The organism is Limnoglobus roseus, assembly GCF_008254045.1.
Lineage (GTDB): Bacteria > Planctomycetota > Planctomycetia > Gemmatales > Gemmataceae > Limnoglobus > Limnoglobus roseus.
Genome location: NZ_CP042425.1, coordinates 5,034,479 through 5,048,897, shown reverse-complemented (window position 1 = coordinate 5,048,897; position 14,419 = coordinate 5,034,479). Strand labels below are relative to the sequence as shown.

General features: G+C 66.6%; 8 protein-coding genes. 2 read left to right on the top strand and 6 right to left on the bottom strand.

Going from position 1 to position 14,419, the window contains the following annotated elements; translation table 11 throughout:
- Positions 1-56 precede the first annotated feature (56 nt).
- Both PX52LOC_RS21070 and PX52LOC_RS21065 read left to right on the top strand, forming a co-directional pair.
- Entirely contained in the window at positions 57-2,027 is a 1,971-nt protein-coding gene (locus PX52LOC_RS21070; protein ID WP_149111945.1) for a DUF362 domain-containing protein, read from the top strand.
- A 47-nt stretch (positions 2,028-2,074) separates the two neighbouring features.
- On the top strand, positions 2,075-2,977 hold the full coding sequence (locus tag PX52LOC_RS21065; protein WP_149111944.1) for a hypothetical protein: 903 nt from the start codon (positions 2,075-2,077) through the stop codon (positions 2,975-2,977).
- Between the two features lie 4 nt (positions 2,978-2,981).
- Here PX52LOC_RS21065 and PX52LOC_RS21060 read toward each other — a convergent pair whose 3' ends face one another.
- The 6 genes from PX52LOC_RS21060 to PX52LOC_RS21035 all read right to left on the bottom strand — a co-directional run bounded on the left by PX52LOC_RS21060 (position 2,982) and on the right by PX52LOC_RS21035 (position 14,374).
- Entirely contained in the window at positions 2,982-3,461 is a 480-nt protein-coding gene (locus PX52LOC_RS21060) for an NADAR family protein (RefSeq protein ID WP_149111943.1), read from the bottom strand.
- Positions 3,462-3,524: 63 nt separating this feature from the next.
- On the bottom strand, positions 3,525-4,928 hold the full coding sequence (locus PX52LOC_RS21055; RefSeq protein WP_149111942.1) for a PQQ-binding-like beta-propeller repeat protein: 1,404 nt from the start codon (positions 4,926-4,928) through the stop codon (positions 3,525-3,527).
- Positions 4,929-4,946: 18 nt separating this feature from the next.
- A complete protein-coding gene (locus PX52LOC_RS21050; protein ID WP_149111941.1) occupies positions 4,947-7,367 on the bottom strand; it encodes an FG-GAP repeat domain-containing protein in 2,421 nt (806 codons plus the stop codon).
- Positions 7,368-7,488: 121 nt separating this feature from the next.
- The gene (locus PX52LOC_RS21045) at positions 7,489-9,192 is read right to left on the bottom strand and encodes a hypothetical protein (protein WP_149111940.1); all 1,704 of its coding nucleotides are present in this window, start codon (positions 9,190-9,192) and stop codon (positions 7,489-7,491) included.
- Between the two features lie 87 nt (positions 9,193-9,279).
- Positions 9,280-11,757: a WD40 repeat domain-containing protein gene (locus tag PX52LOC_RS21040; protein ID WP_149111939.1), complete on the bottom strand. Its 2,478-nt coding sequence runs from the start codon at positions 11,755-11,757 to the stop codon at positions 9,280-9,282.
- 7 nt (positions 11,758-11,764) lie between these two features.
- Entirely contained in the window at positions 11,765-14,374 is a 2,610-nt protein-coding gene (locus PX52LOC_RS21035; RefSeq protein ID WP_149111938.1) for a hypothetical protein, read from the bottom strand.
- Between the last annotated feature and the right edge of the window lie 45 nt (positions 14,375-14,419).

The following is a 14,419-nucleotide window of genomic DNA, read 5'->3' as shown; positions in this document are numbered from 1 at the left end:
TTCGCGTGCGGGCCGGTCGTGACCTACATTGAACGAGTCTCGTAAGGGGGAACGGCATGATCGACGCACGGCAACGACTCTGGGAACTGGCCACGACGGACGGCGGGTGGGGTTACCACGCGGGCCAACCGCCGCACCTCGAACCGACCTGTCTGGCTCTACTAGCCCTCGCGCCGGAAGCGGCGCAGAAGCCGGCGGCGTGGGAGGCCGCCCGGCGGTTCGTCGCGTCGCAGTTCGTCGCCACGGGCAAGGGCCAGACGGTCCGCCTCCAGCGCGGCCGCCCGCAGGCGGTTTGGCCGACGGCCCTCACGCTGTTCACCTGGGCGAACGGCCTCGCGACCGGCAACGATCTTGCGAACCTCGCGGAAGGCTTGTTCGCCGTCGAAGCCCGGACGATCAAGACCGACCCCGAAGTCGCGGACATGCACGACATCGACTCACGGCTCATGGGCTGGCCGTGGGGCGAAGACACGTTCTCCTGGGTCGAGCCGACCTCGTGGGCGTGCCTCGCCCTGCGGAAGATCGGCCGCGGCGACCACCCGCGGGTGCGCGAGGGCTTGCGATTGCTGCTTGACCGCGCCTTCGACACCGGCGGCGCGAATTACGGCAACCGCAGTGTCCTCGGCAAATCGACCGAACCGATTCCCGGCCCGACGGCCGTGCTGCTGCTCGCGATGCAAGGCTTCGACCACCCCCGCATCGACGCCGCGAAGGGCTACCTCCGCGTCCACGGCGAACAGACGACGGACCTGGAACACCTCGCGTGGATCAAGCTGGCCCTCGCATGTCACGCCACCGACGACGCGACCCGCACGGCCCTTCCCCAACTCGACCGCCACATCCGCGAGTCGCTGGAAGCGGAAGCGACACCCACCAACGGGCTCGGCGCGGGACCGCTCCGGCTGGCGCTCGCGGCGCTCGCGCTCGACGTGGAGGCCCGCAACCCCTTCCGGCTGTCCGACACGCCGCAACCGTCGCAGGGCGAACCGGCGTTCGTGAATCGGACGAACAAGGCCGTCTCGAAAAAGGAACGAATGCCACTCGGCGAGCGCGTACGGACGTACTTCCAGGGCATCAACGCGAAGATGATCTCCAACACGCGGCCGCTGCCTCGCACGTCGGCCGTCCACATCGGCAGATGCGGGGAATACGACGAAGCGGCGATGCGGGCCCTGCTGAAGACGCAGTTCGGCCACTTCCGCGAACACGTTCCGGCGGCCGGCAAGCGGGTGGTGCTGAAGCCGAACCTCGTCGAGTACCACCGCGGCAAGGTCATCAACACCGACCCGCGGTTCGTCGACGCCGTCATTCAACTCTTCAAGGACGAGGGGGCCGCCGAGATCATCGTCGCGGAAGGGCCGGGGCACTGGCGGAACGTGCAATTCCTCGTCAACGAGAGCGGCCTCGGCGACGTCCTCCGCAAACACGGCGTCCGGTTCGTGGACGTCAACCATGACGAGCCGCGGAAGATGCTCAACCTCGGCCGGACGACCGGGCTGGAACACCTGTACATTTCCCGCACCGTCGCCGAGGCGGACGTGTTCGTATCGCTTCCCAAGTTGAAGACGCACCACTGGGCGGGAGCGACGCTGTCGTTGAAGAACCTCTTCGGCACCCTCCCCGGCATCTGTTACGGCTGGCCGAAGAACGAACTCCACTGGCGCGGCATCCCGAACAGCATCGTGGACATCGCCTGCACGAACACGCCGCACCTGGCCATCGTCGACGGCATTATCGGCATGGAGGGCGACGGTCCGCTGAACGGCACCGCGAAGCCGTTCGGGGCACTCGTCATGGGCATCGACCTGGTGGCGGTGGACGCAACGTGCTGCCGGCTGATGAAGCTGCCAGTCGAGCGCATCCCGACGATCGTGCTGGCCCACGAGAAGCGATTGGGGAACATCCGGGCCGACCTGATCCCGCAACTCGGCGAGGCGATCGCGAGTCTCGCACAAGCGTTCGTGCCGCCGCCAGAGATCGAGAAACAATTGATCCCCGAGCGACTGCTGAACTCCTCGCCGTCGTGAAAAGTTTTAGGATGAGATCTGTCACGCACCCACGGCCCGAGGGACTCATGAACCATCACTACGTGATCGCGGAAAACTTCTTCGACGGGGCCGAGGAGATGCGATCGGCCTTCGAGGAACACTTCAACACCCCGCACAAGCACACCCCGAACCACCAGATCTGGAACTACTGGTACGTGCCGGGAGCGTACACATATATGCGGACGAACCCGACGAAGCTCATGCCGCAGGCGCTCGTCGAACGATTCATGCAGCGACTCAACGGCTGGGCGATGGGGGCGCTCGGTCTGACGACGAACCTCATCCCGTGGATGAGCCTGTACGTGAACGGGTGCGGTCAAACGCTGCACAACGACGCCGCCGCCGGGCAGATGGGCTTCGTCTACTCGATCACCCGCTGGGACGACCGCCCCTTTCTCGGCGGCGAGACGATCCTCTTCCACCCCGCGAACTACTGGCAAACCGAGCGGATGAAACAATCCGGGGCGGGCACGAACTTCTACGACCTCGTGCCGTCGAAGTTCAACCAACTCGTGCTGTTCGACGACCGCGTCATCCACGGCGTGCAAACGATCCAGGGCACGATGAACCCGCTGCACGGCCGCGTCGTGATCCACGGCCACCTGAAGGCCGAATCGCTGGCCCTCGGCGGCCCGCTCACGGCCGAAGCCGCGATGCCGGTCCTCCGCCAGACGATGGAGAAAGTCGCCGCACTCACCCACGAGAGCGTAGCCTATGTCAACGGCTTCATGACGGTGCGGCTCACGATCGGCCCCGACGGCCGGGTGACGCTGGTGCAACCGCTGTGCGACCGCCTGTTGGCCCTGACGCCCGACGTGCCCCGCGTGGAGACGTACCGACGAAGTGTCTTGAACATGCTGGGCGAAACCGTCTTCCCGGCCGCCGACGGCGAAAGCCAGTTGACCCTGCCGGTCGTGGTCGTGGGGTAGGCGGTCAGGAATGGGCCGCGGCGTTCGTTTCGGCGAGCAGTTCCTTCCGCAACTGCATCAGGAGTTGGCCGAGGCGATTCTTGCCGGAGCCGTCGCCGCCGTCACCCCAGTAATCGTCGTTGACCGTGTGTTCGACCAACTTCGCGTTGCCGGTGCCGCACAGGATGGCCCGCAAGTCTTCGTGTTGGGTGAACTTCCCCCGAAGGGCGTCGAGCATGACCCGTTCCTTGACGGCCTCCCAGTCGCGACGGAACGGCCGCTTGCGGTCCCGCCCCATGCGGGCCGCGATCATTGGCGACTTGGCCATCCGAACCTCTTCCTCGTCCGGCTCGCCGGCAAACTTCTGGGCCTGAAAGTAATGTTCGGTCGTCCGCCACCGCTTGCCCTTCAAGAAGATCGGGTGGGCCGAGAAGTTCGAGAAGCAGCCGTACTCGTCCTGCGTTGAGTAGAAGTTGATGACCGCGGGAGATGGCGATTCGGGCACGGTAAACCTCCGCCGGGGATGGGGCGAGAAGTGAGGGCCACGGCCGGACCGAGGTTCGCGCGATTACTTCCCCACGCACGCCACGAAGGTCGGCTTGCGGGCGAGCGGGCCTTCCAGGTTGCACGTCGCGATGAAGAGTTTACCGTCGGCGATCGTCGGGCCGCCGTACACCATGCCGGGCGATTGCGTGGCCGGGTCTTTGCCCAGATCGAGCGTCCACTTGCCGTTGCCGGTCTTCAGGTCGATCGCGTGGATCGCTCCAGACAGGTCGCCGACGTAGACCCCGCCACCCGCCACGGCCGGCGGGGCGAAGATCGGCGTCTTCGCGTCGTACAGCCACCGGCGTTCGCCGTCGGCCAGCGCGAACGCCCGCACCTTGCCGTCGCTCGCGGTGCAGACGGCCAACTCGTCGGTCAGGGCCACGCAGCCGACGACGCCGCCGGGCACTTCCTTCCGCCACTTCGGCGCGCCGGTCTTCAGGTCGAACGCGGACACGTCCCCCTTCGCGCCCTTCAACTGCGCGTAGTAGTAGCCGATGGTACTGCCCGAGATGACGACCGTGTCGCCGACCACCGACGCGCCGCCCCACGGGTTAAGTTTGAGCGGGGCCGTCCAAAGTTGTTCGCCGCTCGCCGCGTTCAGGCAGTACAGCGCCCGCTCGCCGACCTTCTCCTTTTCGAGCAGGCTCGTCGCGACCAGCACCTTGTCGCCGGCCACGCACACGGGGGCGTCCACGTGCCATTTCACTGCCCCCTTCTGCCACACCACCTTCGGCATCGGCTTCAGCAGTTGGTCCTCGCTCGGCGGCACGGCCAAGGCCGGGTCTTTCTTCTTCTCCGCCTCGTACTGGGCTTGCAGTTCCTTCCACTTCGCCTCTTGCAACTGTGGCACGACCGCGGCCGCGACGGGCTTGCCGTCGAGCGTGAGCGAAGTCGGATCGACACAGAACGCACCCGCCGCACCGCCGCCCATGAAGACCTTGCCGCCAGCGATGGTCGGCGCGCCTTCGAGGTGGGTCAGATCGCCGGGCATCGTCAGTTGCCACAGTGGCCGGCCGGTATTGACCGCGAGGCCGTGGAGGACGCCGCCCGCGTCCTGGTGCATGCCGTCGCCGAAGACGATCAGGTTCCCGCTGACCGCCGGTGACGACACCGACGCGAGGCGAAGGTACGGCACCGCCTTCGACCAGACGGCCTTCGGCTCGCCGGCTGCCGTGCGGGGGAAGAGGCCGAGGTGCGGTTGGTTGAACGCCCCGAGCCGCGAGAGGTAGAGGTTTTCGCCGACGGGAACCGGGGCCGCGATGAAATGGTCGTTCGACTTGATCGCCCACAGCACCTTCGGCGAATCCGGGATGGCCATGCCGTCGGTGTTGCCGGTCCGCTGCGGGTTGCCGCGGTAGGTGGCCCACGGATCGTCGGCGCGCACGGCGGTGGTGAGGAGCATGCCGAGCAGGATGGTGCGAATCATGGGAAGGGTCGCGGCGGGTTAGTTGATCGTCACGGTCAGCGGGGCGGCGGCGACGGTCACGGCCTTCTCGACGGTCCGGCCGTTGCCGCGGACTTCGAGTTTATACGCCCCCGGCGCCAGGGCGACACGGGGGGCCAGCCCGGACTGCCCGCCGCGGCCGTCGGCCCCGGTCACGCAAACAGTCGCGATGCGCTGCCCGTCGGCCCCGGTCACGGTCACGCGGCCGCCGACCGGTACGCCCGCCAGCGTGACGGGCGTCTTCTTCGCCTCCGTGGCGGCACTGCCGAAGAGGACGGTCGAGTCTTGTCCCTCGTTCGCCAGGACGAGGTCGAGGCGGCCGTCGCCGTTCAGGTCCGCGAGGCAGGCGGCTTGCGAGTTGAAGATTTTCTGGTCCAGCCCGATCGCCGTCGAGTCGTCGCGGAACTGACCTTTGCCGAGGTTCTTGAAGTAGCGGTTCGGGCCGCGGAGCCGCGTGACGATCAGGTCGGGCAGGCCGTCGTTGTCGAAGTCGCCCCATGACGCGCCGACGGCCCCCGGCACCGGCTTCGCGAGGTCGCCGGCAGCCGCCGTCACGTCGACGAATCGGCCCTGCCCCTGGTTCTGGTACAACTTGCACGCCCCGTCAGTCTGCGGCACGAACAGGTCGGTTCGGCCGTCGCCGTCGAAGCCTTCGGCCGCCGGCCCGACCCGCCCGGCCTTGAAGTTCAAGCCCGAATCAGCCTTCATCTCGTACCGGCCGCCCGCGTGAACGAACAGCACGCCGGCGTAGACGAAGTCCGGCCGACTGTCTCCGGCGAAGTCGGCTACCGTGAGCGTATCCCCCTTGAGGCTCGCGGTCGGGCCGTCGCTGCCGAGGCCCCACTTCGCCGACACGTCCTCGAAGAGCGGCTTGTTGCCGGCCCCGCCGATCTTGAACGTGAACCCGCCCTCCCCTTCTCCGTGGACCAGTTTCAGAACCAAGTGGTTCTTTCCCGCCTTCAGCTTCAACGTCACGGCGACCTGATCGATGACGAGCGGCCGTGCGGCCTTGTCAGTGTAAACGCGCTCGCCGTTTAGGTAGACCGTCAGCGAGTCGCGCGCGCCGAGTGACACCGGGATGTCAGCGGCGGCCGGCATGTCGATCTCGCGATGCAGGTAGACGGCACAGTTTGCCGCGAACGGCGCGAGGCCCACCGCCGCCCCGTCGGCGTAGTCGGCCTTCGTCCACTTCACGTCGGCGTCGCGCTTGCCCTTGTAAACCTTGTCCGAGTCGAAGGCGTCCTTCTCCGGGCCGAAGGCGGTTTCGTAGTTCTTCTGCGGGCCGTCCTTGTGCCGGAACGGGCCGACCGCGTGCCACTCGCCGAGCTTCGGCGTCGGCAGTTTCGCGGCCTTATCTTCGCCCCGGAGGTTGCGGTACAGCCGCAGGCCGTGGAAGCCGTTGGCGAGCAAAACGTCCGGGTGGCCGTCGCCATCGGCGTCCAGCCACGCGGCTGCCGTCAGGTTGTAGCACGGCTCTTGCGGCAGTAACTTCGAGTCGTCGCGGAACTGCCCCTTCCCGGTGTTGGTGAACAACCGCGGCCCCGTCGGCGTGGCGAGGAGCGCGTCCGGCAGACCGTCCGCGTTGTAGTCGGCCCACACGACCGACCGTGCCCCGCCGGCGAAGCCCGGTAACGCCACTTCCGAGAAACCGTCGCCGTTGTTCTGGAGGAGCATCACCCGGTTCGCCCCGAGGAGGACGATGTCGAGTTTGCCGTCCCCGTCGAAGTCGATCGCGCTCGCCGCGAGGGCGTCCGGCCCGGTGCCGCCGAGGGAGCCCAACTTGTCGAAGCCCGGCATGCCCGCGATGCGGCGGATGTCGTCGCCGCCCCAGCCGACGAAGTCCCGCTTCGGGTTGTAGTCTTGCAACTTCAGGCTCGCCCGCAGCCGTTGGACCTTCGCGGTCTTCTTGTGGAGGGCTTCCTTGTCGCCGTCCACCATGCCCGGCACGATCACCTCCTTGCCGTCGAGGATCTCCTTCACGACGCCGCCGAGTTTGTCGACCTTGCCGGAGTAGCTGCGGAGCAGGAACGGTTCGCCGTGCGACATGCCCCACCACTCGCCCTGCGGGTAGGCTTGATAGTAGCTCGCGCCGAAGTACGTCTCGCTCGCGCCGCCGTTGTGGAAGAACACGGCCGTCTTGCCGACCTCGGCCCAGTTCATGATCTCCTGCCACTCGCCGGGCCGCAAGCCGCCGAAGCCGATGTTGTGCTTGATCTCGTCCTGCGGGTGCTTGCCCTTAACGTCCTGGACCTTCTTGTAGATGATGAGGTTCTTCTGCTTGTCCACCTTCGTGACGACCATCGTGCAAACGATCGTCGATTGCGAAATGACCGCCCCGAGCGTAAGCGGGGCTTCCACGTAAGCGACGGCCGGGCGGGCGAGGGCGAGCGCAAGGAGAGTGACGAGAAAGCCGCGACGCATGGGGAGACCCTCGCAGGGAACTGCCCCTTAGTATGGCCGGGGTGGTCGAGACATGCCAGTGTTCGATTTGAAACCAATTTCTCGCCGAGGGTGTCTCCATCACCCTCGGCGGAGAATCCGCCTACTTTTTCGTGCCGCCGATCTTCTCGAAGTATTCCTTCACGCCGGCCTGGGCTTCCTTCGGCACTTGCTGGCTGTCCATCGCCTGCGGGGCTTCCTGGGCGGCTTGCTGGATTTGCTGGTCGAGTTCCACGGTCGACTTCTTCGTGAACGACGGCCCCTTCACCGCCCCGGCGTACCGCTTCTGGCCGTTCTTGTCGAACAGGCCGCGGACTCGCTCATCCTTGTTGTTCGTCTTCGCGTCCTTGTCCTCGCCGCGTTTGCCCAGGCCGGGATTGCCGTTCGGAGTCCACTCCGCGTCGTCCTTCGGCTTGGGCGTGCCGTCGTTCTTCCCTTCGCCCTGGCACTTCTTGCACGCCTTGCCGAGTTCCTCGCGGAGCCGTTGCAGGAAGTCGTCCGCGTCTTCCAGGTCTTGAACCTCCTGCTCCAGCCCCTTGAGTTGGCTGCCCATCTGTTGAAGTTCTTCGGTCAATTCTTCGAGGTCGCCCTTCTCGGCGAGTTGGCGGAGTTTCTCCATCTTCTCCGCGAGTTTCTCCGTCTGCTCGGCCGATTGCTTCATCTCGGCCTTCAGTTGGTCGAGTTCGCGTTCCAGGCCCTCGGCATCTTTGCCCTCCTTCTTGGCCTGGTCGATCTTCTTCTGAAGTTTGTCGGCCTTCTCCTTGTTCTGTTTGTCGTCGCGGAGTTGTTTGGCCATCTCCTTCAACTGTCCGTCGAGCCGTTCGAGGTCTTTCGCGTCGAGCTTTTGCTCCTTCGCCTTCTTGCGGAGTTCCTCCACGTCCTCTTGCGCTTTCTTCAAGTTGCCCTTCGAGAGCGCCTCGTTGAACTCCTTGGCCGGCCCGTCCTCGAACTCCTTCTCGCGGGTTAGGCGGTCGAGTTGCTGAAGTTGCCGCTCGGCCTGTTTGAGTTTCTGGTACTCCTGCTCCTTGAACTTCTTCAGTTTCTCTTCAAGGGCGGTCAGTTCTGTTACCTTCTCGCGGGCCTGTTGTTCGTCCTTCGGCTCGTTCTGCCGCCACTTTTCCATCGTGGCGTTCAACTCGGCTTCGAGCTTTTGCAACTCCGCCGACTTCTTCCGGTCGAGTTGGTCCGAGACGACTTGTTTCGTGAACGGCTGCGTCGGCAGTTTGGCCGCGTCGCCGGGCACCTTCGTCGCGAGCTTCTTGGCCGCGGCCGCGGCGGCGGGATTCTCGTCGTTGGAGGCGGAGGACGTGTCGGGGTGGTAGAAGAAAACGGCCGCCGCGATCAGTGCAGCCAGCACCGGCACGCCGCCGAGCGACCACCGCGGGCGGATCGGGAACTTCTCGCCGACGCGGATGCCCTCGACCTTCGCCGAGGCGTCGGTCAAAAGCGCCTGCCCGGCGGAGGTTTCGCGCTCGTCGGGCTGAAGACCCAGGGCAGTTGTCACCCGCTCGCGGAGGTCAAAGCGGCGATCGAGTTCGAGAGCCGCCGCCTCCCGTGTCGGCCGACCCACGAACGCCCAGCCTGCCCCGGCGATCAACCCCAGGCCGGCCGCGCTGGAGAGCACCCACCAGCGCAACCCGTCCGGCGGTGCGGCGAGCAACCACGGTTCCGCGAGAAGCCAGACCAGCCCGACCGCCAGCCCGGCCGAGAGGCCGACGCCGACCGCGTGCAGCAGGCGGTCGCCGAAGAGGCGGCGGCGGACACGGTTGATAAACCGGTCGAGGGTAGCGAGAAGGGTCGGTGTCATGATCGGCGGTTCCGCGGGGTCATCTCAGTGACGGCGCTCGGGTCATTCTATTTCACCACACAATCCCGCGACCGACTGCCGAATTCTTCACGGCTGTACGTCCCGCAGTTTCAGCCGGGCGAGGGCGGCGGCCGCTTCCTCGCTCAGACGGCTGTCGCGGGTTTGCACGGTGAGCGCCTCCAACATCTTCACGGCGTCCGGCGAACCGATACGCTCCAGCACTTCGACCGCCCGAATGTACCGCACCAATTCCGGCGTCGGCACGAACCGCTCCGACGCGGCGACGGCCTTCAACAAGTCCTCGGCCCGCTGGCGGAGTTCGACCGATTCGGTCTTCTTCACCGTCGCTTCCAGATCCACCTTCGCCAGTCGGCCGAGTGCCCGGAGCGTCCGCGTGGCGGCGTCGCGTTCCGCGAACACCGGCGAATCGAGCTTCGCAATGACGGCCGGGATGTCGTCCACTTTCGGCGGTGGGGTGACCGGCAGTTTGTCAGCCAGCAGTCCCACCGCCGTCGGCGACCGCACGAGTTGTTCGATCAGCAGCCGGGCCACCCGCGGCTCAGCCTGTGCGAGTGCGTCCCACACCGACTTCACGTCGACCAGAGGGGGGACATCTGGTCTTGGCACGGCCCAAAGTTCGATAGCCCCGTCCTCACGGCCCACTGCGACGAGGCTGGCGTCCGGGGCAAAGGCGAGTGCGGCCGGGTGTCTGACGTACCCGATTGGTAGTATGGACGGCGGGTCGGACGATGAAATGAGGCTCGCCAAACTCAGTTCGCGGGTGCGGACGACGCCTAGAAAGCGGTCGTCCGGGCTGATAACGTGCCACCGGCCGCCGACCACTTCCGCGTCAAACATCGGCCGGACCGACGCCAATTCCACCACAAAACAGCGATATGTGTCGGGTACTGAGCCTACGACCCCGTTTGCGAACGTGCCAAGGCCAGCAAGGGTCATGATGCTCGCGGCGACCTGCCGATCGGTCATGAAGATCGGCGAGGCGAGGGCGTTGCCCAGCGACCTATGAACTTGCACGACGTCGGCCGAGGACTCCGATGGCCCGCCGTTCGGGCTGTGAGAAATACCTCGCCCCGTGATGCGCCAGCGAGAATCGGGCGACACATCCGCGACCCAACGACCGATGCCCCCCGCTGGCAATTCCTCTCGGGTCAACGGCTCGCCGGTCACGGCCTTCCAAGTGAACTGCACGACTTCGGCCTTCAGCATGCTAGACACGATCGTCGTGGCCGTCTCGCCATCGGCGGAGAGAAAGCTTGCGGTGTGCCGATACTCGGCGGCCTTCAGTTGTTTCTGCCATACTGGAGGCAGCGAGAGCGTGCGGGTTCGCGTACTTGTCAGCCGCGGCACGCCGTCGGAGAAGTCCACCACCTGCCAGCCCCGCGGGCCGAAGCGGAGGTCGTCGCCTTTCAGACCCTCGATTCGCTCCAGCACTCGCGCCGACGCCACGTCCCAGCGGACGAAGCTGCCGTCGGACGCCAGCGACGCGAATTCCCGCCCGCCGGGGTGAAATCGCACGGCCCGCACCGCGCCGGCGTGGGCCGTGGCGGGCGGGCCGAAAAGTGGCTTCCCGGTGGCGGCGTCCCACTTCCGCAGACCGTCGAAGTTTGTGACCAGGAATCGGCCGTCGGCCGAGAGGGCCATCCGCCGCACCGGGGATTCGATGCCCTTCACCGGCAGGCGGAACTTCTCCCGACCAGCGACGAGATCCCACGCCACCACCGAGTCGCTGGTAGCCGCGTATAGCATTCGCCCGTCCGCCGAGACGACCGGCGGGCCGACGATGGCGAACTTCGGCGGCGTACGGTCGCGGGCCGGTTCGCCGTCCGGTAGATCGACCACGCGGTTCGGCACCTTCGCGGACCCGCCGGTCAGGACGGCGTACCGGTCGTCGGCCGTGATGAGAACGTGGCGGAAGGATTCGTCGCGCGACCAGATTGTGAGGCCGGTGCTCACGTCGAACAACTGACAGGGGCGGGAACTCAACAGGTTCTTCTCGCCCTCGCTCTCGTGGGCCAGGGCGATCAGCCAGTCGCCGGCCTGACTCAGCGCGAGGTCATGCGCGTGTCCGCCGATCGGGGCGACGGGGCGCGGCAGCGACCCCGATCCCTTCACGACCCGCAGGCGGGTAACGCCGGAATCGTGGCGGAAGGCAGCCGCAAGAACCTGACCGTCGCCGGACAGGCCAACAGCTTCGGGGGTGGAACGCCGTTCTTCGATTGCGGCCCACTGCCGGTTCACCAGCCCGCGACCGATTTCGAGGCCCGACGACATTGGGGACAAGAGGACGGCGAGGGTGCCATCGGCCGAGATGAGTGGGACGCGGTCGGCTACGGGATTGGCGGGCGATTCGCGGGAAAGCTCCCGCCCATCGGCGGCGTCCAAGGTTCGAACGATACCGCCCGGCGAGAGGGTGAAGATCCGTTGGCCGTCGGGGCTGACGGCGACGGCGGCGGGGCCGACGTGGAGTGGGTGCCGACCGAACGCCGCCAGTGGGCGGTCGGGGGCGAGCGGAAATAGGGCGACCAGCAGAACGGCCGTCAGCACTCGCGTCTCACTTCCCGGCGGCGGCAATGCGAACGAGCGCGAGGGCCGCGTCGTTGGCCACCCGCACGTTCGTGGTGTGGTTCGCCCAGCCCTGCAACAGCTTCTTGGCGTCCGGCGAGCCGATTCGTTCCAGCACCTCGATCGCCCGCGACGCCCGCAGGTCCGGGCCGGCCGTATACGTCCGCGGCCCGGCCTTCATCTGCTCCAGCAGTTCTTCCGCCCGCGCGCGGACTTCGACCGACTCGGTCGTGCGAATGGCCTCGTGCAGCGCGGGGGCGATCCGCGGGCCGAGTTCCCGCAGCTTCCGCGTCGCGGTCAGCCGGTCCGGGAAGGCCGGCGCGCCGAGGCTGCGGATGACGGCGGCCAAGTCCACGTCGATCGGCTTGTGCGGCGGGGCGACGAACTTCGCGTTCAGCAACTTCATCGCCGCGTCGGGGTGGCTCATCAGCCGGTACACGTCCGCCCGCGGGTCGGTCTTCGGCTCCTCGGCGAGCCCGTCCCAGAACTTGTCGAACTGATCGTCCTTCAGGTCCGGGACGTCCGCCAACTTCGGCACCGCCCAGAGCGTGACCGTGCCGTCGAGGTGGCCCGTCGCCAAGGTGCGGCCGTCCGGGGTGAACGCCAGCGGCGACCCGGCGGCTAGCCCCTCGTAGTAGTTCGGAATGTGCATGTCGGTGACGGGGAAGGACGCCACCTGCACGCCGTTGAACAGGTCAAAGACCCGTACGCCCTTCGCCCCGGCGAACGCGATGAGGCGGTCGTCCGGACTGAAGGCGATCACGTTCGAGTTCGAGCCCGTGACGAGCTTCCGCAGTTCCTTGCCGGTCACCACGTCCCAGACGTGGATTGTGCCGGGGCTGCTTGACTCGCCGCGCATCATCGCTTCGTTCTGGCTGGTCGCCATCAGCCGGCCGTCGTTGGCGAACGTCGAGCTGCCGCCGTAATAGTAGTACTGCGGTTGCTGGCCCTTCACGATGCTGAACATCGAGTTGCCCGAGGCGATGACGACGACCTTCCCGCCGAGCATCGCGAACCGGCCGCACGGCGAGATGACCGGCATCGAGGCGTAGTTCGGGATGGTGAACTCGGTGAAGTTGACCTTGCCCTTGCTGCCCACGTCCCAGGTTTCGAAGGTCATCTTCGACTGGTTGCCGGTGTAGTTCATCTTGAAGATCGTCGCGGTCGCGCCGTCGGCCGAAAGTTGGCCGTAGTGGTAATCGGCGGACGGTTGCCCGCCCTTGTCCTTGCCTTCCTTCAGCGTCACGAGCGTCTTGCCGGTCAGACCGTCGCGGACGTCCATCCCGGCGTTGAAGCCGCCGGTCAGGAACCGCGGCCCCGACGCGGGGTAGGCCACGCTCTGCGTGACCATCGTGCCGCCGAAGAATATGTTGATATGCTCGGCGTCGGTGCGCGGCTTCGGCTTGTCCAACTGCGGCGTACCGGCCCAGGACTTGTCCGTGAGGTTCCACACGCCGGGCACGTCCCCTTCGCCGAGGCAGAACACCTTCTGGCCGTCGGGCGAGAAGACGAGCCGGGAGACGCCGGTGGTCGGGCCGGGCGGGGACGGGTCGCCGAAGACCTTCTCGCCCTTCGGCAAATCCCACCGACAGAGGTGGCCGTTGTAGGCGGTGATGACGAAGCTGCCGTCCTTCGCGAACGCCACCGCGCTGTGGCTGCCGCGGCGGCCGGTCGGCAGTTGGGCCACCTGCTTGCCGGTCTTGAGGCTCCAGACGACCGACTCCCCGGCGAGCATCGGGAACAGCACCAAGTCGTTCGGCCCCGGCACCTGCAGCCCGACGGCATCGGCGGCTTTCGGCAGGTTCGCCTTCACCTCTTTGCCGGTCGTGGCGTCGCGGAGGCCGGTCATCTTCGGCACGCCGATCCCGAGCACGCTCTTCGAATCGGCGGTGAAGACCGGGTACATGCCGACGGTCTCGGTCCAGAGCTTCTTGCCGTCCTCGGCGTTGTAACAGGTGCCGCTGACCGGCGTACCCGCGCCGATGTTGTTCGTGTCGAGCAAGAGGATTTTCGTGCCGTCGGGGCTGAACTGCATCAAGCCGCTGGCGATGAAGACGCCGCCGTTCGGCTGCTCTACGAAGGACTTGCTGGTGCCGGTCGCCACGTCCACGATAACGTTGCGGGGGTTGCCGACGCCGTACTCGTTGACGAGGATTTTTTTCGCGTCGCTGGACAGGGTCGCCGAGGCCAGCCAGGTATTACCCCCCTGCTGGCTGGGGTACTTCAGGCGGGTCTTGCCCGTATCGGTTTCGATCAACCGCATCGACCGGGCGGAGTAATCCTCGCCGTCGAACAACAGGGCCACGCTGCCGTCGGCCGAGAGGCCGGCGACGGACCCGGTGTTGCCGCCGTACATGTTGCGGTCGGCCTTTTCGATCAGCCGCCGCCCGGCGAGCAGTTGCCCCGTGGCGGCGTCGAAGATGCGACACTGTCCGTCGGGCGTGACGGTGACGATCCGCTTGCTGTCGGCGGAGACGGCGATCTGCACCTGGCCCAACCGCGTCGGGCTGGCCCCGAGCCGCGCGACCGCGTGTTGGGGCAAGCCGTTCGGTTGTAACGCCGACACGACGAGGGCGGCGAACCAGGGGGTAAACGTCACGGCAGGCTCTCCGGTAGTTCGATCTGATTGTACCGATCAGAACGT